Genomic DNA, 16,123 nt, shown 5'->3' on the forward strand with positions numbered 1-16,123 from the left:
ATCAGAACTCATTCTTTCCACAGTATTTTTTCAAAGTATTCCGAACCGCTCCGGGGCCGCTTACCATTTCCCGGAAATACCGTTCTGTCTTTTCTCCAAGCCCCGCCTGATAAATATCCGCTCCAAAGATATCGGACCGGCTCAGCACCTCCTTCAGATCAGTATTCTGCGCTTCTTCGATCCTGCTGCACATCAGCTGCTTCTTCAGTGGTTCCGCCATCGTATCGGGGCTCAGTTCCATACGCCCGCCCTGATCATCCAGGCCGGTCAGATATCTCAGCCATCCGGCTAATACAAGCGGGATATACTGAAGCGATTCGGCACAATACCCTTCTTTTTCCATATACGCTCTTATCGTACCGCCAAAGCGTATTCCGATCTTCTGAGATGTGTCGGACGCGATCCTTTGAGGCGTGTCCGGGATATAAGGATTCGGCAGCCGTTCCTCCAAAACCTGACGCAGGAATTCTTCCGGCTCCAATATACCAGGATTCGTCACAACAGGAAGTCCCTCCTCGTATCCGATCTTTTCAACAAGGACTTTCAGCTGCTCATCCTTCATTTCAGCTGCTATGGATTGATATCCTAATATACAGCCGAAAACCGCCAGCGCCGTATGAAGAGGATTCAGGCATGTCATGACCTTCATCATCTCCGTCTTTTTCACAGTTTCCCTGTCCGTCATGTAAATGCCAGCCTGCTCGAAAGGCGGTCTGCCGTTCGGAAAAGAATCTTCCACCACGAGCAGCTGCGGCCGCTCCGCATTGACAAACGGAGCGATGAACGTATGCTTTTCTGTAACCGTAGACTCCATCCCCTCTATACCGTCTTTCTCCAGTATCCTTTTCACCTCCATGGACGGATGGGGGGTAATTTTATCGATCATGGTCCACGGAAATGATATCCTGCTCTCATCGGCCAGATCGTCCAGAAATTCTTTATCTGCCAGTTTTCGTTCCACCCATGCCCGCGCTACAAAAAGCACGGCCTCTTTCAGCTTTTTACCATTTTCCGAACAGTTGTCCATACTGACAACAGCCAGCGGAAAACGGCCGTGAAGGTACCTTTCGTATAAAAGAGCCGTAATAACTCCCGGCATGCTGACTGTCTTTGACGGGCCTCTCTCCATATCTTCTTTTACGTTTGGAAGCAGACAGCCGTCCAGCTGTGTCAATGCGTATCCTTTTTCTGTAACGGTAAAACTGGCCAACTGCAGGGACGGACTGCAAAACACGTCTTTCAGCCGGGAAAATTCCTCCTTTTCCCGGCAGTTTCCCTTCCATGCTTCCGCGATGCTCCCAATAATTTCCTTCTCAACCGTCCCATCGGCATTTAAAGTAACTTTCAGCGCCAGATTGTCATATGGCCTGTAAATTCTGTCTATGATCTCGCAGTCGAACACTTCTGCTGCGATAATCCCGCCGGTCTGCGCTCCTTCATTCAGCAGGCGCTGCTGAACTGCAGCCAGAAATCCCCGGAATATATTTCCTGCCCCAAAGTGTATCCAAACAGGATGTTCTCTCGTCTCTGCCATGACTGTTTCCACGTCATAATCCGGCAGAATGACACCTGCAGCGTCCCATGCGTTTTTTTCCGAAAGGCTTTCTCTGTTCATCTTCATTTCATCATCCCCTGCTTTTGAATCGCTTCCCATAATCCATTCAGATATGCCGCGCCCAGTGCTCTGTCATACAGACCGTATCCCGCATCGCCACTTCTCCCCAGATCGCTCTTCCGTGATCCGGACGGATGATTCCGTCAAATCCGGTTTCATGCAGCGCTTTCATAATCGCAAAAATATCCAGGCTTCCGTCAGATGACAGGTGCGCCGCTTCTTCAAAATCACCTGGTTCATTGTATTTCAGATTTCTGATGTGGGCAAAAGGAATCCTTCCCTTCAAATCCCAGATCGTCTGTACGATATCATTCTCCGGATTCGATCCGAGTGATCCCGTACAGAGTGTCACTCCGTTAAATGGAGCGTCCACCGCCTTCATCAGCTTCATCAGCTTTTCTCTCGATGTGATGATCCTGGAAAGGCCGAAAACAGGCCATGCGGGATCGTCAGGATGAATCGCCATACGGATATCATATTTTTCACAGACAGGCCGTATGGCCTTTAAAAAATAGACGAGGTTCTCAAACAGTTTCTCTTCGTCCACGCCGCGGTACAGCTCAAACAGCTCCTGAATCTTCGCCATTCGTTCCGGCTCCCATCCCGGAAGCACGAAGCCATTGGATTTCTCATCAACGGAAGAAAACATGTTTTCAGGATCAATTCCGTCGATCATTTTCTGATTATAGGCCAGTACCGTCGACCCATCCCGGCGGACTCTTGCCAGATCGGAGCGCGTCCAGTCGAACACGGGCATAAAGTTATAGCACACCATATGGATTCCGGCCTGTCCCAGGTGGTCCAGTGTTGCAATATAATTGTCAATACATCTGTCCCTGTCCCGATTTCCGGCCTTGATGGAATCATGGATGTTTACGCTCTCTATACCTGACAATTCCAGTCCGGCAGCTTCGATTTCTTCCTTTAATTTCCGTATGTTTTCCAGCGGCCACACTTCCCCTGCCGGAATGTTGTAAAGGGTGGAGATGACGCCATTGACTCCCGGAATCTGCCTGATCTGCTCCAGGGCAACGGAATCGTATCCTTTTCCAAACCATCGCAATGTCATTTTCATAAAATATCGTCCTGCCTCCCTGCTTCCATTAATGGCAAATGCATGCCGACATACGGCACATACTTTACAAATGCCTCTGCATATTTGATATTTCCTCGTCCTCTGGCCCAGTCTGAAGCCTGTATGCCCCTCGTTTCCGCTGTTCTCGTGTAAAATCCTTCCAGCTGCGGCTGCGCCCGAAAGCACCTCACCGCCTCCATCTTCTTCTCAAACACGCTGTCTATATCGATATAGGTGTCCATTTTAAACTGGCTGAACTCGGAATGGGGCACGGTTGTTTCAAAGAAAAAGAGATCAGGAATGACATGGGACGCGCGCCTGGTACGGCTCCTGTCATTCCCGCCGCGTTGACCGCCGAGATGACCGCTTTTCCTGTCACTTCATGATCCAGATTGACCGGATCACAGATCCAGTGTGTCAGGATGACAGAAGGACGGTAATCCAATATCTTTTTCGTCAGGCTTCGGATTTCTTTCTCATGCATTTCCAAAGGATAATCCCCATAATCGCAGAATTCGATGCTCTTTATCCCCAAACTTGCCGCCGCACATTCCGCCTCCTGCTTCCTGCAGACTTTACACGCTTCAAAGGAGCTGTCAGGATTGGCTTTCCAGTATGCACCGGATTCCCCATGCTCACCGAATGTGAGGGCCAGGACATACGCTTCCCAGCCCTCTTCGATCATCCTCCTGATGGTTCCTCCCGCTCTGGTGCACCAGTCGGCAGCATGTGCGCTTACCACCATCATTTTCTTATTCATTTCATCTCCTTATGGGCGGTATCCCATTTTCTCAAGCTGGTCAATGATATTATGCCGCCCGGCACTTCTTCCTGCACCCATGGAAATAAATCCCGCCGCATCATCGAGTGAAGCGATTCCGCCGCTGGCCTTTACCTTGATTTTATCGCCATAGCGGCTGAGCAGAAGTCCCACATCGTGTACGGTTGCCCTTCCAGGCCCAAAGCCGGTACACGTTTTAACAAAAGCAGCTCCTGCCGAGACTGCAATCTGCCCCGCTTTGAGCTTCTGTTCATCGTCCAGATATCCGGTCTCGATAATAAGTTTTACCGTTACGCCGTATCCCGCCGCCAGTTCCACCATCTGCCGCAGCTCTTCCTCTACATAGGAATAGTCCTTGCTAAAGAAGCGGTGGAGGTTCATAACCATGTCTACCTCTTTTACTCCTTCATTCAAAGCAATTTCTGCTTCTGTCAGCTTTGTTTTCGTCATGTGATTCCCCATTGGAAATCCAACTGCAACCTGGGAATGTACGGCAGAACCTTCCAGGCGCTTAGCCACTTCTTTTACACAGGAAGGGAAGACAGCAACAGCTGCAAAACCATACTGCAGCGCTTCTTCACATGTACGGACCACGAGTTCATCCGTACAGTTTGGTACTAAAGCATTTGAATAATCAATTTTGGAAATCACCTCTTTAACGAGTTTCTCATCTTCCGGAAGTTTCAGATATTTCAAGCGAATCCAGCCTCCTTTTGGATTTCTTCCATTTCCTTCTGATATCTGACGCATGCGTTTTCCAGTCCGTCTGGCTGGTGAAAGACCGTATAAATGCCAGAAATCAGGATTTCTGCTCCGCGTTTCATACACTCTCTGGAATGATGAACGTCGATACCTCCGTCAATCGATATCAGAAAATCAGTATTTGTCTTTTCTTTCAGCTGCTGCAGCTGTTCCAGCCGTCCTATCGCATCCGGCATAAATTTCTGACCTGCAAAACCAGGTTCTACCGTCATCAGCACCACATAATCCGCGAAGCTCACGAGCGGTTCCGCCATGCTCACAGGCTGCGACGGGTTCAGTACGAATCCCGCCTTCATGCCTGACTGACGGATTCTCTCCAGCAGCCTTCTCGAAAAGCGCGTGCTGTCAATGTGAAAGCTGAGATAATCCGCCCCGTCCTCTTTCATCCTGTCCACATAATCCTCAGGGTTGGTAACCATCAGGTGCACATCGGTTATAATATCAGGATACCTTGTCTTTATGGTTTTGACAATTGAAAGCGGAAAAAATATATTCGGCACGTAATGTCCATCCATAATGTCAATATGGACAAAACGTACTCCTCCTTTTATCATTGCGTCCATTTCTTCTGCCATCGTAAACAGATTGCAGTTTGCCAGTGATGGGGCATTAATCATGGGCTTTCTCTCCCCTCAGGTTATACTTTCTAAACGTCTCTACGGCCTTCGACGCCATTTTCGACAAATCTACGGCGTCAGACATCATAATAATCATGTTATACCCCCTGTCATACAGTTCCTGGGCTTTATCCGCGTCATTTGCCACCGTTGCAAGGAACTTGTCCGAAGGTATTACCATGTCTTCTATCCTTTTAATTTCCCGTTTAAACGCCTCGTTTTCGAACTGGCCACTGATTCCCATGGCAGTGGACAGGTCCATGGGGCCGATGAAAATTCCGTCCAGTTCACTGATTTTCATAATCTCTTCCAGATTATCGATTCCTTCCGGGGTCTCTATGGCAATCATCACCACATTTTCCTCATTGGCACGCTGCATATACTGCCCCCTGTTCATACCATATCCGCATGCTCTGGGGCTCCCGGCGATTCCTCTTATACCCTCCGGCGGATATTTGCAGCGCCGCACCGCTTCCCTCGCTTCTTCTGCCGTCGTCACATACGGAACAGAGATCCCCATAACCCCACAGTCGTATAACTTTTTTAATGCAATCAGATCATTCCAGGGAGCTCTCGCAAATGGAATCGTTTCCGTCCCCTTCATGGCCTGACACATGCTCAGCACCGTCTGATAATCGACCGGGGAATGCTCTGCGTCTATTACGAGTGCGTCAAAGCCTGCGTTCGCCATGATCTCTGCGGAAACATTGCTCGCCATATGAAGCCATGCAGCAGAGACTCTTCCTTTATTTTTCAAAATGTGCTTTACCCTGTTATAATATAGTTCTCCCATATGCTTCCCTTCATATCTCCAGAAATTCTTTATTTTTTCCAGCCTCGTATTCCTTATAGAGTGCCGTTTCTCTGATCCTCCGGATCAGTTCCTCATCCTCTTTTGTATACGCTTTATCAAATGCTTCCGCAGCGCTTCTAAGGTGATGCGGCTTCCCTGTTCCATAGATTACCATATCCACGCCGTCCCGTGACAGAGACCATCTGAGCGCCGCGTCCGCCAGCGCCGGTACATTTTCGATCCCGGCCTCTTTCGCCATATGGAACAACTGCCCCTTCATGTAGGCCTCTCTTGTAATCACTCCCATGGTTCTATCTTTTGCCGCCTTCAGCACCTTTCTCTGCGCCTGGTAATCTGCGAAATTAAAGTTGATATAGATCACGTCAAAGTGGCCGGATTCGATCATCTTCAGGTACGTTTCCTCTCCGGAGAACGTATCGGCACACGCAAAGCGGATTAATCCTTCCTTCTTTAAAACAGATATGTTATATCCCAGTTTATCGATATATTCCGGATCATGGTCGAATGCACATTTCATCGGAGCAATATTAAAGAAATCGATCGTCTCCCGCTGCAAAAGCTTCAGGATTCTCTGCGCCTCGTTTCGCAAAAGGGTAAGGTCCGCCATTTTCGTATTATTTTCATCATATGTATAGACCATGCCCTCCGGCCGCGTCTGGATATACACTTCGTACGGCGCAGGCATCTGTTTCAGATTCCGTCCCAGCGCCTCTTTTTCGGAGTCCTGAGTCACGTCAAAGAAATTAATCCCAAGGTCGTAAGCCTCCTTTAAGACCTCCAGGCGTTTTCCCTGACCGAAGCCTTCCAATATCTCTCCAGGCGTCGTGCTCTTTTTAAAATCTTCGTTGAATCCCCTAGATTTTCCATTAGGCAGATACTCATGTCCGCCCATTCCCAGAACCGATACGTTCAGTCCCGTATTTCCCAGTTCAATATATTTCATATCTATCTCTCCTTTCCGCTGCCATCTCTTTCTTCTAAATCTTACTCTGGCCTGCCATGCCGTACCATCTTAAAATCTTACCGGCCCAGTAATCATCCGCCGTACATCAGTCTTGGGGCCCATAAAATCAGGTCCGGGAACAGACACAATAAAATGACCTCTGCTATGATCGCAATAAAGAACGGAATGCTCTCTTTCAGATAATCCGGCATAGTACAGCCTAAAACCCCGCAGACCGTATACATGGCCACCCCGACCGGCGGCGTGAGAATTCCCATTGTTACAACAGTCGATACGAGAATTCCAAAAAATACAGGATCTACGCCGAAGCTCTTCACCATCGGAAGAAGAATGGGGGTCAGAAGCAGGATAACGACAGAGCCTTCCATAAACATTCCAAAGAGTACCAGGAACAGGACGATAATTGCCATAACTACGAGCGGCTGCGTTGTAATCCCCGTAATAAAAGTAGTCATTTTCTGCGGTATTTTATCAAAAGGAATTCCATATCCAAAAATACCTGACATGGAAATCATAAACATGATTGCGCCCACATCGACGACAGCTTCTTTCAGCGTCGCCACAAGCTTCTTAAAATTCAGCTCTTTGTATACAAAAAAACCGACTACCAGCGCATAGACGCAGGCAAACGATCCAACTTCGGAAGGCGTAAACAGTCCGAACCGGATTCCTACGAGAAGGAGAATCGGAAAAATCAGCGCCCATATGGTTTCTCTCAGGGAGCCAATGATTTCTTTAAAGCTTGCCCGCTCCTCCCTGGCCGGCTTAAAGCCACGGATACGGGCGGTAATCGCTACGGTAATCATCAGAATTACCATCATAATCAGCCCTGCCACCATTCCTGCCGCAAACAGGCGTCCGATCGATACCTCTCCTGTCGTTCCATACAGGATCATTCCGACTCCGGGAGGAATCGTACATGTAATCAGCGACGTGTAGCCGATGACAGCCCCCGTATAGCCTTTCGGATATCCCTGGCGCTCCATCTCCGGGCCGAGGATACGGCTCTCCATTGCCGCGTCCGCATTGGACGATCCGGAAACGCCGCCCATAAGAGTGGACAGTACAACACTTACCTGAGCCATGCCGCCTTTCATATGGCCGCACAGGAGCATCGAAAGCTTAATCAGCCTTTCTGTAATTCCAGATGAATTCATCAGGCTTCCGGCAAATACAAACAGCGGAACCGCAAGCAGCGTAATATTCTGCGTCTGGGAAATCGGCAGCTGGACCGCTGTTGTAATCGGCAGCTCCGGATGCTGGAAAAAATATGTAAATCCCGAGATCGCTATGGAAAAGCCAACCGGAACTCCCACGGCCAGCAGGATCACGAATACAATTAATACAACAATCATAAAAAGCCTCCTTTTTAATGAGGGCGCTGCAAAAGTCGAATCCGCATCTTTTTGCAGCGCCCTCATTATTACACAACTTTGTTCTCTACAAAAATGTCAGCTCATCTTCGCCTCTAATCGTACGGACAATTTTTATAATTGTCGTCACCGTCATGGAAAGGCATGCCACAGGAACGCTGAGCGTAACCCATGTATAGCTGAGGAATGGAATTCCCTGAAAAGAACGGTACCACGTCTTTACTGACTGAACAAATCCCAGGTATACCATACTGCACAGGAAGAAAAGGCATATCGCATAAATCACGAGTTTCATGAACTTCTTCATATTTTGCGGCAGCTGGTTAAATAGAAGGTCTACGTTAATTAATTTACCCTGACGGAAAGCTAAATCAGCCCCTAAAAAAGTACTCCATGTGAAGAGCAGAAGCGCAATGTCAGTTCCCCAGTTGATCGGATGTCCGGCCGCACGCATTACAGCCGCGATAAAAATTACTGCAACGCTTGTAACAAGGCAGATGATTGCCACTGCCATCTCTCCTTCACAAAATTTTCTGTACATATTTTTCACGTAATCACATCCTATTTTTCAATTTCTTTGCCGAGTTCCTTATAAATTGCTTCCCTTGCTTCATTCAGATTTAATTTGTCGTAAGCGGCCTGGCTGGATTTCTTAAATGCTTCGATATCCATTTCTTCAAACGGAACGTATTCCATGCCGGCGTCGATCATAACCTGCTTATTTGCTTCGGAATCCTTCTCCATCTGCTCGGATACTTCCAGTCCAGCCTTGTCACATTCTTCTACAAGTATCTTCTGGAACTCTTCCGGAAGGCTGTTATACCAATCGGCGCTGCAAACCATAAAATTCATCTGATAAATGTGCTGGGTTTCGAGGATATATTTTGCCACTTCCTGAATCTTTAAATTATTCGCTGCGATATACGGAAGTTCACAGCCGTCTACAACCTTTGTCTGAATGCCGTTGTACATCTCACCGTATGCAAGAGAAACCGCTTTGCAGCCCAGGGAATCGATGCCTGCGACCCAGATCGGTGCGCCTGCCGTACGAATCTGTACGCCCTTCAGTTCTTCAGGGCTTGTGCCTTTTTTATTGGAAAAGATATTTCTGAAGCCCTGAACATATGCGAATGAAATAACTTTAATATTGTGTTCGTCCTCCAGTTTCTTTTCCCATTCCTTGATTGTAGGGGAATCGAGAAGCTGTTTTACTTCATCCATATTATCCAGGCAGTATGGTGCGAGAAGAACGCCGAATTCATTTACATAGTTGCCGAGTCTGGCCGCATCCGTCTGCCAGCCTACGTTTGTTCCCTGCTTCATCTGCTCCAGAACGTCTTCCTCCACGCCCAGCTGAGAACTGGGGTATACTTCAATCTGAAGCTTTCCGCCTGTCTTTTCATTTACTGCTTCCGCCCATTTCAGATATGCCTGATGGAATGGGTCCTGCTCTGTCAGCGTGTGGCCGAAGTTCAACTTATAAACCTGTCCGTCATCTTTTGCCTCTTCTTTTTTCTCTTCTGGAGCCGCCTCTGCTTTTGCTTCCGTCTTGGCTTCAGGCGCAGCAGCCTCCTTTTTTCCTCCGCCGCATCCGGCCAGCATTCCTACTGCTACTGCCGCTGCACATACTACTGATAAAACTCGTCTTTTTCTCATGTTGCTCCTCCTTTGTAATTTTGTGTTTTTGGTGTTCCGTTTCATTTAATATGCCTAAATAATACTACAACCATTATTTACAGTCAAGATTTTTTACAGCATTTTTCGTTCATTTGTACATTATATTCAATATTTTACCTATATTTTGTGCAATTTTTACCATTCTTTTTCTTCCGTCGCAATATCTATGCACAAAATATGTAATATTAATTTTGTTTTTCAAGTATTCCATTGCTTCCTTTTCATTTTTAATTTATACTAAAAGCAGTACTCACATCCTTGAACATGCATCTATCACATTATCAGGAGGCACTTTATGTCATACAATCACAAGGCCGGCCAGGAAGTCAGTGATTTCATTTCCCACAATATCCAGTCAGGTGTATGGAAACCCGGTGATAAAATATGGTCAGAAAACGAATTCTGCAACAATCTGAACGTAAGCCGAATTGCAGTAAGAGACGCCATCGCAAATCTGACAGCGATTTCCGTATTAAGAAAAGTACGCGGTTCCGGAACGTATGTTGAGAATCTGGACAACGCATCCCTGGAAGGCACCCGGTATTTTACTTTGAAAATCGAAGATGTTCTGGAATTAATGGAATTCCGTTACGTAATGGATCCGTACTGCACGGAGCTATTCGCCGAGCGGGCTACGAAAGAAGAGATCGAAGCGCTGGAGGACTGTTACTATAACATGCTGCGCCATCGCAACAACGAAGAAAAGGATTACTATTCCAATCAGTTTCACCATATGATCGCTCTCGGCAGTAAAAATAAATTCATCATTAAAATCATGGAATATCTGAATGACAATATGCTCACTCACCAAAAGCTGCTTTCCAAAGGCGTACGCCGGGAAAATTATCAGGTCGGCGTCACATACCACTATAAAATGCTTCAGGCTATCAAAGCACATGACAAAGAAATGGCCGGAATTTACTGCCGGTATCATATCCGGCTTGGTATGAATCTTTACCGGACAATTCTGGAAAAAGAACAGCAGACCGAAGAACCTGCAAAAGATTAACAAAAAGGCGCTGCAAAAAATGAATACAGACGGTTCTGTTTTCATTTTTGCAGCACCTTTTTTATTTTGGCGCAGCGATCTGTTAAAAATTCAATTTCTCAATATACTTCAAATATTCTGCCGTAAGCCGTGCAGCTGTCATGCTGTCCGGCCACTGTTTCACTTCTGCCGAACACCATCCGTTATATCCGGAAAGTTCCAGAAGCGAAAGGATCTCTTTAAAGGGAATCGTGCCGGTGCCAGGAACCCGGCGCCTGATATCGGACATATGGATAAATTCGATTCTTCCTTTCCCATGGGAAAGCGCCTCGCCAAAGGACCGCTCCGTCAGCTCCATATGGAATGTATCCAGCAGCAGTCCAATATGGCGAAAGCCATTCTCGCGAATCCAGCCTGCGGCTTCTTCCGACGTATTGAATGTATTTACATTATTCCTGTTCTGCACCTCGAGTGCAATTCTTCCGCCCCACAGCTCACATTCCTCATCTAATTGATAAAATGTCTCCGTTAATGCTTCCATGGAGTTATCCGGATTCTGCTGATTAATATTTCCCCGAAATCTTCCCACCACCATGGGCACTCCTGTTAACCCGCAGAATTTCAAAAGTTCCTTTCCCCTTCTCAGCGCCTCTTCCCGCACATGTTTATCATCGCTGGCAAGAAACAGTTTATCCTGGGAAGGCATAGGGCTTGTCGCCGCCGCCGCTAACTTTAAGCCCGATTGATCGACCTGTCTGATCAGTTTTTCATAGTCCTCTTCCCGGGGATCTCTGATCAAAAGCTCTGCCCCTTCATAGCCGCATTCCTTTATCTCCTGCAGATGACGCTCAAAATCCCCGCAGGAAAAGGCCATCATGGGAATTGTGCAGTCAGGAGTTGTTACTGGATAACAGAGTTTCAAATTCCATCGCCCCTTTCCCGTCAGCCTTCATCAAAGACCTTCCTGACACCAGAAAAGCCTGCTGAAATAAAATCAATATCCGACTGCATCATAACCACGTTCAGATCTTCTTTAAACAGGCGCAGCATTGCCGGGCCTGCGTGGAGTCCAAATGCCTTTCCATGGTTTCTACATACTTCAGCAACTCTTTTTATAGCTTCCAGCTCAACCGGATTCATCAGATCTCCCGGAATGCCCAGCGCTACCGACAGGTCATTCGGTCCTACCAGCAGTACGTCGATCCCTTCCGTACCTGCAATCTCGTCCAGATTTTCCAATGCTTCTTTCGTTTCGATCTGAGCAATGGAGATGACTTTTTCGTTCGCCTCTTCCATTATTTTTTTGTGGCTTCCTCCCTGGTATCCGCAGTGAGCGATTCCCCCTGCATACCCCCTTTTACCCAGCGGCTGATATTTGGAATAGCCTGCAAGCTTTTCTGCAAGTTCTCTTGTATCTGTCATTGGAACCATAACGCCTGTAGCCCCCTGATCCAGCGAACGGGAAATCCATTCTTTTGTACCTTCCGGCACCCTGAGAAAGTTTTCAACGCCTGAGAGCTGACCGGAAAGAAAAAGATCGTGAAGCATGGACATATCGTAATCCGCATGTTCACAGTCATACATCACAAAATCCAGTCCGCAGTTTTTTGCCAGAAAATTAATCGCCGGATTCCGGGAAATCCGTATCATCGTCCCATAAATTTTTTCACCGCTTTTCAGCTTCTGTTTTAAATTCATAAATTGTTCCTCCATTTTAAAGTTTTCCAATCACTCAGATATGATCAGTGTAGAACATCTTTTAAATATAGGGAAATGCCTTTTTATTATCGGCCGGCATGAAAAAAACTTATGGCTGAAGATTCTTCAGAAGCGCAGCCAGCTTTTCGAGCTAGTTTTTCGTCCTTTTTATTCGTTCGATATAATATTTTTCTCCGTTGAAGCATTCCATCGCAAATTCCAGGAACGAATGAATCGTTCCGATCTGCTGCATATCCGGCCGGTAAATCATATAATGTTTTCGCAAAACGGGTTCTCCGCTTTTATATACCATGGGAATTTTGTACAAATCCGTCTTATCTGCAATAAAATCCGAACTGAGAAAAATCCCATATCCAAGTCCGTTTTTTACCATTTCATAGCAGGTATTTCCGGTTTTGACTGTCATTGCCACGTAGGGCGGCCGGTTAAAATTTTCAAACCACCAGCGGTCGATAATCGCATTTGCCGTCTGGTCCGCATAAAAATCAATTCTCGGCAGGCCGGGAAGCTCGTCCAGCGAAAACGGCCTTGTATAGACGATCTGGGCCTGATCCATACCTATAAAATACTTTTCATAAGGCCAGTCATGTTCTCCTCTTATAAACCCAACCTGCGCCTTCCTCTCCAATACAAGCCTGGTCACATGCCTGCTCAAATTAGAAGATACGTCAAAATTGATCAGAGGATATTTTTCTTTATACTCTCTCAAAAGGGTGGGAAGGAGATATTCCGTCAGCGAATACGAAGCTGCAATCCGCAGCGTACCTGCCACCTGCTTTTGAGACATCGCAAGCATACTGGTCAGCTCTGTAAATTTTTCCTTCATTTCCTTTGCATACTGAACGACCAGCTCACCCTGAGGAGTAAATTCCACGCCTTTTGCATTTCTTAAAACAATCGTGATCCCCAGTTCCTCTTCCAGCTGATGTATCCTTCTCGTCAGCGCCGGCTGCGTAATAAAAAGCAGCTCCGAAGTTTTTGTTATACTCCTGCATTCATACAGCGTGCATATAAGATCCCAGTCCCCCTGTTTTATCAATCCGATTCCTCCTCTGTGCTTTTGCATAGCCGCTCTGCATGTTGTGTCATTCTCTTTATAAATAATCATACCATAATCCCCGTCCGATTGATTATAATAATTTCGTATGGTTACTGATGTTTAAACGGCATTTCTGTTTTTTCAGAAAATATGCAATGATAATGGTACAATAAATTTCAGACTTTTCAAGGAGGATAACATGAAAATTGGTGTTTTAAAAGGAAATGGCATTGGGCCTGAAATTGTACAGGCCACGCTGCACGTAATCGACGCCTGTGGTCTTGATATTGAATGGATGAATATTCCAATTGCGGAGGAAGCCATAGAAAAATACGGCCACCCTGTTCCCAGCGAGTCCATTCAGATGTTGAAGGACGTAAAAATTGCAATAAAAGGTCCCATTACCGTAGAAAAGGGGAAAGGCCGGGTCACTTGCATTCATGAAGACGAAAGCGAACACATCTACCCATCCTTTAATAATGCAATCCGCAGAGAACTGGAACTTTTCGTATGTCAGCGGCCTTCCCGCGGAATTCCGAACATATCGGGGACCCACGAACATATGGACGTAATCATCATGAGAGAGTTAACAGAAGGTGTATACAGCGCGATCGAGCACAGAATCGATAATGTGGCTGCAGAATGTACAAATCTGGTGACGCGCAAAGCCACGGAGCGGCTGGCTCATTACAGCTTCCAATATGCCCGTAAAAACAACCGCAAAAAAGTAACCTGTGTCCATAAGGCGAACGCAATCAGCATTACCGACGGATTTTTCCTGGAATGTTTCCGCGATGTGGCCGCTCAATATCCTGATATCGAATCGGACGACTATTTTGTCGATGCAACTACTTATTATCTTTTAAAGAAGCCTGAAATGTTTGATGTGATCGTAACGACAAACCAGTATGGCGACATCCTTTCCGATCTGTGCGCCGGCCTTTCAGGCAGCCTGGGACTGGGTGCAGGGGCCAATATCGGTCATGATAAAGCCGTTTTTGAAGCAGCTCATGGGTCTGCTCCCGATATCGCCGGGCTGGGAATTGCCAATCCCACCTCTCTGATTCTTTCAGGCGCCATGATGCTTCGTCACATCGGTGCTCCCAGACAGGCGGATCTCATAGAAAACAGCGTCAGAACCGTTCTCTCTGAGGGCCGTATTCTGACCCGCGACCTTGGAGGTACAGCTTCCACCATGGAGTTCGCCGAAGCCGTTGCAAAGCTGGTTAAAAAAAATAACGCCGGATAAACGCTCTGACCTTACTTATTTCTAATCCTTATTTTACTGATACTTAAAACTATATGCAGCATGTACGAATGGAGGGTGCTTTATGCTTGTAGTGATTGGATTTCTATTAATTGCAATTCTTATGTACGTTTTAATCCGCGGGAAAATGACCCCTATCACTGCGTTCATCGTTCTTCCTGTAATCGCAGCGATCTGCGCAGGATTCGGCGCCGACAGATAGGTGAATTTATTAACAGCGGACTTAAATCCATGCTCAGCACAGCCGTGCTGTTTACATTTTCAATAACTTTTTTCAGCATTATGTCTGACATCGGGCTTTTTGATCCCATGATAAACGCCCTTACCCGCAGGGGAAAAAACAACGTTTTTCTTGTCCTTTTATGTGTCACGGGCGCTACATTCATCGCTCATCTGGACGGTTCCGGAGCCACTACCTTCCTGATTGTAGTCCCGGCTTTTCTGCCCGTCTGCAAGCGGATTAATATCCGTCCGGAAGCTCTGCTCTGCACCATGTGCGGCACTTACGCAGTCAATAATCTCCTGCCATGGGGCGGCCCCACCATGCGCGCCGCTTCCGTTATAGAAATGGAAGTCGGCAGCCTTTACCGCTATATCGTTCCGTCTCTGGCCATTATTTTAGTACTGGCTGTTGCCCTTGCATATATTGTTTCCAGAATCGAAATCCGCAACGGCGCCGGAGCGGTTTCTGTAACGGTTCCCCAGGAAACCGTTTCCGGCAGTATGCCAAACCCCGAAAATGAGAAACTTGCTGTTTCAAAGACGATGTATTTCCTGAACGCCGTTCTCACCGTTTTCATCCTCGTAACCCTGTTTACAGAAGTACTGCCCACATACGCCTGCTTCATGCTCGGAAGTGCAGTCGCTCTGCTCCTGAACTTTCCTAACGCCAAAGAGCAGTCGAAGCGAATCAAATCCTATGCGGCACAGGCCATGGTTATGACCATGACCCTCTTCGCAGTCGGTATTTTCCTCGGAATCATGAAAGACGGTGGTTTCATCGACGCCATGGCAACTTGGCTGATCCATCTGATCCCGGCCGCTCTGGCGCCTCACACTCACTGGATTCTGGCAATTTTATCCGTACCGCTGATTATGATGCTCTCTACCGACGCATTTTATTACGTTTTGCTTCCAATTGTGCTCGGTGTAGTAGCGCCTTATGGACTCACGCCTCAGTCCGTCGCCGCAACGTTTCTTGTTACCGCAACCTTTGGCACTGCAATCAGCCCGGGCGTTGCTGCCGTGTATGTAGGGCTTGGCCTTGCAGATGTGGATATCGGCACACATATCAGGTATTCCTTCCGGCTTCTGTGGCCCCTGAGCCTTATATGCCTGGTGCTGTCTACCTTGATCGGAGTGATTAAATTCTAACATTTTAATTCTTAAATATCTTAAATTCATCTAAGAAGAAAAAAAGAAAGCGCCGCGA

General features: G+C 47.0%; 17 protein-coding genes and 1 pseudogene. 4 read left to right on the plus strand and 14 right to left on the minus strand.

All coding sequences use genetic code 11. The features are described from left to right. Position 1 precedes the first annotated feature (1 nt). The 11 genes and pseudogenes from DXA13_RS04820 to DXA13_RS04870 form a co-directional block, all read right to left on the minus strand. Positions 2–1,621, minus strand: a complete 1,620-nt coding sequence (locus tag DXA13_RS04820) for a mannitol dehydrogenase family protein (protein ID WP_118242176.1) — start codon at positions 1,619–1,621, stop codon at positions 2–4. Continuing rightward, positions 1,618–2,690 (minus strand): annotated as a pseudogene (gene uxuA / locus DXA13_RS04825) (mannonate dehydratase). Before uxuA ends, DXA13_RS04820 begins: the two are co-directional and overlap by 4 nt. Then, entirely contained in the window at positions 2,687–2,932 is a 246-nt protein-coding gene (locus DXA13_RS04830; RefSeq protein ID WP_118242177.1) for a hypothetical protein, read from the minus strand. The pseudogene uxuA and the gene DXA13_RS04830 overlap by 4 nt, the downstream one beginning before the upstream one ends. Then, positions 2,911–3,450 (minus strand): PIG-L family deacetylase, encoded by a 540-nt coding sequence (locus DXA13_RS04835; RefSeq protein ID WP_118242178.1) that lies wholly within the window; start codon positions 3,448–3,450, stop codon positions 2,911–2,913. Before DXA13_RS04835 ends, DXA13_RS04830 begins: the two co-directional genes overlap by 22 nt. Positions 3,451–3,459: 9 nt before the next feature. Then, positions 3,460–4,167 carry a deoxyribose-phosphate aldolase gene (deoC, locus tag DXA13_RS04840; protein ID WP_181995535.1) on the minus strand — a complete coding sequence of 236 codons (708 nt, stop codon included), beginning with the start codon at positions 4,165–4,167 and terminating at the stop codon, positions 3,460–3,462. Further along, positions 4,164–4,850, minus strand: coding sequence for a ribulose-phosphate 3-epimerase (locus DXA13_RS04845; protein ID WP_118242180.1), 687 nt, complete (start codon positions 4,848–4,850; stop codon positions 4,164–4,166). The genes deoC and DXA13_RS04845 overlap by 4 nt, the downstream gene beginning before the upstream one ends. Then, the gene (locus tag DXA13_RS04850) at positions 4,843–5,643 is read right to left on the minus strand and encodes an aldolase/citrate lyase family protein (RefSeq protein ID WP_118242181.1); all 801 of its coding nucleotides are present in this window, start codon (positions 5,641–5,643) and stop codon (positions 4,843–4,845) included. The genes DXA13_RS04845 and DXA13_RS04850 overlap by 8 nt, the downstream gene beginning before the upstream one ends. A 10-nt stretch (positions 5,644–5,653) precedes the next feature. Further along, positions 5,654–6,607: an aldo/keto reductase gene (locus tag DXA13_RS04855; RefSeq protein ID WP_118242182.1), complete on the minus strand. Its 954-nt coding sequence runs from the start codon at positions 6,605–6,607 to the stop codon at positions 5,654–5,656. Between the two features lie 92 nt (positions 6,608–6,699). Then, a complete protein-coding gene (locus DXA13_RS04860) occupies positions 6,700–7,983 on the minus strand; it encodes a TRAP transporter large permease (RefSeq protein ID WP_118242183.1) in 1,284 nt (427 codons plus the stop codon). An 85-nt stretch (positions 7,984–8,068) separates the two neighbouring features. Beyond that, positions 8,069–8,542 (minus strand): TRAP transporter small permease subunit, encoded by a 474-nt coding sequence (locus DXA13_RS04865; protein WP_243008988.1) that lies wholly within the window; start codon positions 8,540–8,542, stop codon positions 8,069–8,071. Between the two features lie 20 nt (positions 8,543–8,562). Next, positions 8,563–9,657 (minus strand): C4-dicarboxylate TRAP transporter substrate-binding protein, encoded by a 1,095-nt coding sequence (locus DXA13_RS04870; protein ID WP_118242185.1) that lies wholly within the window; start codon positions 9,655–9,657, stop codon positions 8,563–8,565. Between the two features lie 316 nt (positions 9,658–9,973). Between DXA13_RS04870 and DXA13_RS04875 the strand changes: the two genes are divergently transcribed. Beyond that, positions 9,974–10,687 carry an FCD domain-containing protein gene (locus tag DXA13_RS04875; protein WP_118242186.1) on the plus strand — a complete coding sequence of 238 codons (714 nt, stop codon included), beginning with the start codon at positions 9,974–9,976 and terminating at the stop codon, positions 10,685–10,687. An 82-nt stretch (positions 10,688–10,769) separates the two neighbouring features. Here the strand turns inward: DXA13_RS04875 and DXA13_RS04880 are convergent, their stop codons facing one another. The 3 genes from DXA13_RS04880 to DXA13_RS04890 form a co-directional block, all read right to left on the minus strand. Next, positions 10,770–11,588: a sugar phosphate isomerase/epimerase gene (locus tag DXA13_RS04880; RefSeq protein WP_118242187.1), complete on the minus strand. Its 819-nt coding sequence runs from the start codon at positions 11,586–11,588 to the stop codon at positions 10,770–10,772. Between the two features lie 20 nt (positions 11,589–11,608). Beyond that, positions 11,609–12,364 (minus strand): aldolase/citrate lyase family protein, encoded by a 756-nt coding sequence (locus tag DXA13_RS04885; protein ID WP_181995536.1) that lies wholly within the window; start codon positions 12,362–12,364, stop codon positions 11,609–11,611. A gap of 151 nt (positions 12,365–12,515) precedes the next feature. Beyond that, positions 12,516–13,493: a LysR family transcriptional regulator gene (locus DXA13_RS04890; protein ID WP_118242189.1), complete on the minus strand. Its 978-nt coding sequence runs from the start codon at positions 13,491–13,493 to the stop codon at positions 12,516–12,518. A gap of 130 nt (positions 13,494–13,623) precedes the next feature. Here DXA13_RS04890 and DXA13_RS04895 point away from each other — a divergent pair, with 130 nt between their 5' ends. The 3 genes from DXA13_RS04895 to DXA13_RS04900 all read left to right on the plus strand — a co-directional run bounded on the left by DXA13_RS04895 (position 13,624) and on the right by DXA13_RS04900 (position 16,065). Next, a complete protein-coding gene (locus DXA13_RS04895; protein WP_118242190.1) occupies positions 13,624–14,673 on the plus strand; it encodes an isocitrate/isopropylmalate dehydrogenase family protein in 1,050 nt (349 codons plus the stop codon). An 82-nt stretch (positions 14,674–14,755) separates the two neighbouring features. After that, positions 14,756–14,893, plus strand: a complete 138-nt coding sequence (locus DXA13_RS21540) for a hypothetical protein (RefSeq protein ID WP_243008979.1) — start codon at positions 14,756–14,758, stop codon at positions 14,891–14,893. A gap of 29 nt (positions 14,894–14,922) precedes the next feature. Further along, positions 14,923–16,065 carry an SLC13 family permease gene (locus tag DXA13_RS04900; protein WP_243008980.1) on the plus strand — a complete coding sequence of 381 codons (1,143 nt, stop codon included), beginning with the start codon at positions 14,923–14,925 and terminating at the stop codon, positions 16,063–16,065. Positions 16,066–16,123: the final 58 nt, after the last annotated feature.

The sequence above is a fragment of the Clostridium sp. AM58-1XD genome (genome assembly GCF_003464085.1).
Taxonomy (GTDB): Bacteria; Bacillota; Clostridia; order Lachnospirales; family Lachnospiraceae; genus Lachnoclostridium_A.

What these genes read in the sequence shown, in the direction of transcription:
- DXA13_RS04820 (WP_118242176.1), bottom strand. Translation starts at nt 1,621, where the DNA reads ATGAAGATGAACAGAGAAAGCCTTTCGGAAAAAAACGCATGGGACGCT.
- DXA13_RS04830 (WP_118242177.1), bottom strand. Translation starts at nt 2,932, where the DNA reads ATGGACACCTATATCGATATAGACAGCGTGTTTGAGAAGAAGATGGAG.
- DXA13_RS04835 (WP_118242178.1), bottom strand. Translation starts at nt 3,450, where the DNA reads ATGAATAAGAAAATGATGGTGGTAAGCGCACATGCTGCCGACTGGTGC.
- DXA13_RS04845 (WP_118242180.1), bottom strand. Translation starts at nt 4,850, where the DNA reads ATGATTAATGCCCCATCACTGGCAAACTGCAATCTGTTTACGATGGCA.
- DXA13_RS04850 (WP_118242181.1), bottom strand. Translation starts at nt 5,643, where the DNA reads ATGGGAGAACTATATTATAACAGGGTAAAGCACATTTTGAAAAATAAA.
- DXA13_RS04855 (WP_118242182.1), bottom strand. Translation starts at nt 6,607, where the DNA reads ATGAAATATATTGAACTGGGAAATACGGGACTGAACGTATCGGTTCTG.
- DXA13_RS04860 (WP_118242183.1), bottom strand. Translation starts at nt 7,983, where the DNA reads ATGATTGTTGTATTAATTGTATTCGTGATCCTGCTGGCCGTGGGAGTT.
- DXA13_RS04865 (WP_243008988.1), bottom strand. Translation starts at nt 8,542, where the DNA reads ATGTACAGAAAATTTTGTGAAGGAGAGATGGCAGTGGCAATCATCTGC.
- DXA13_RS04870 (WP_118242185.1), bottom strand. Translation starts at nt 9,657, where the DNA reads ATGAGAAAAAGACGAGTTTTATCAGTAGTATGTGCAGCGGCAGTAGCA.
- DXA13_RS04875 (WP_118242186.1), top strand. Translation starts at nt 9,974, where the DNA reads ATGTCATACAATCACAAGGCCGGCCAGGAAGTCAGTGATTTCATTTCC.
- DXA13_RS04885 (WP_181995536.1), bottom strand. Translation starts at nt 12,364, where the DNA reads ATGAATTTAAAACAGAAGCTGAAAAGCGGTGAAAAAATTTATGGGACG.
- DXA13_RS04890 (WP_118242189.1), bottom strand. Translation starts at nt 13,493, where the DNA reads ATGATTATTTATAAAGAGAATGACACAACATGCAGAGCGGCTATGCAA.
- DXA13_RS04895 (WP_118242190.1), top strand. Translation starts at nt 13,624, where the DNA reads ATGAAAATTGGTGTTTTAAAAGGAAATGGCATTGGGCCTGAAATTGTA.
- DXA13_RS21540 (WP_243008979.1), top strand. Translation starts at nt 14,756, where the DNA reads ATGCTTGTAGTGATTGGATTTCTATTAATTGCAATTCTTATGTACGTT.
- DXA13_RS04900 (WP_243008980.1), top strand. Translation starts at nt 14,923, where the DNA reads ATGCTCAGCACAGCCGTGCTGTTTACATTTTCAATAACTTTTTTCAGC.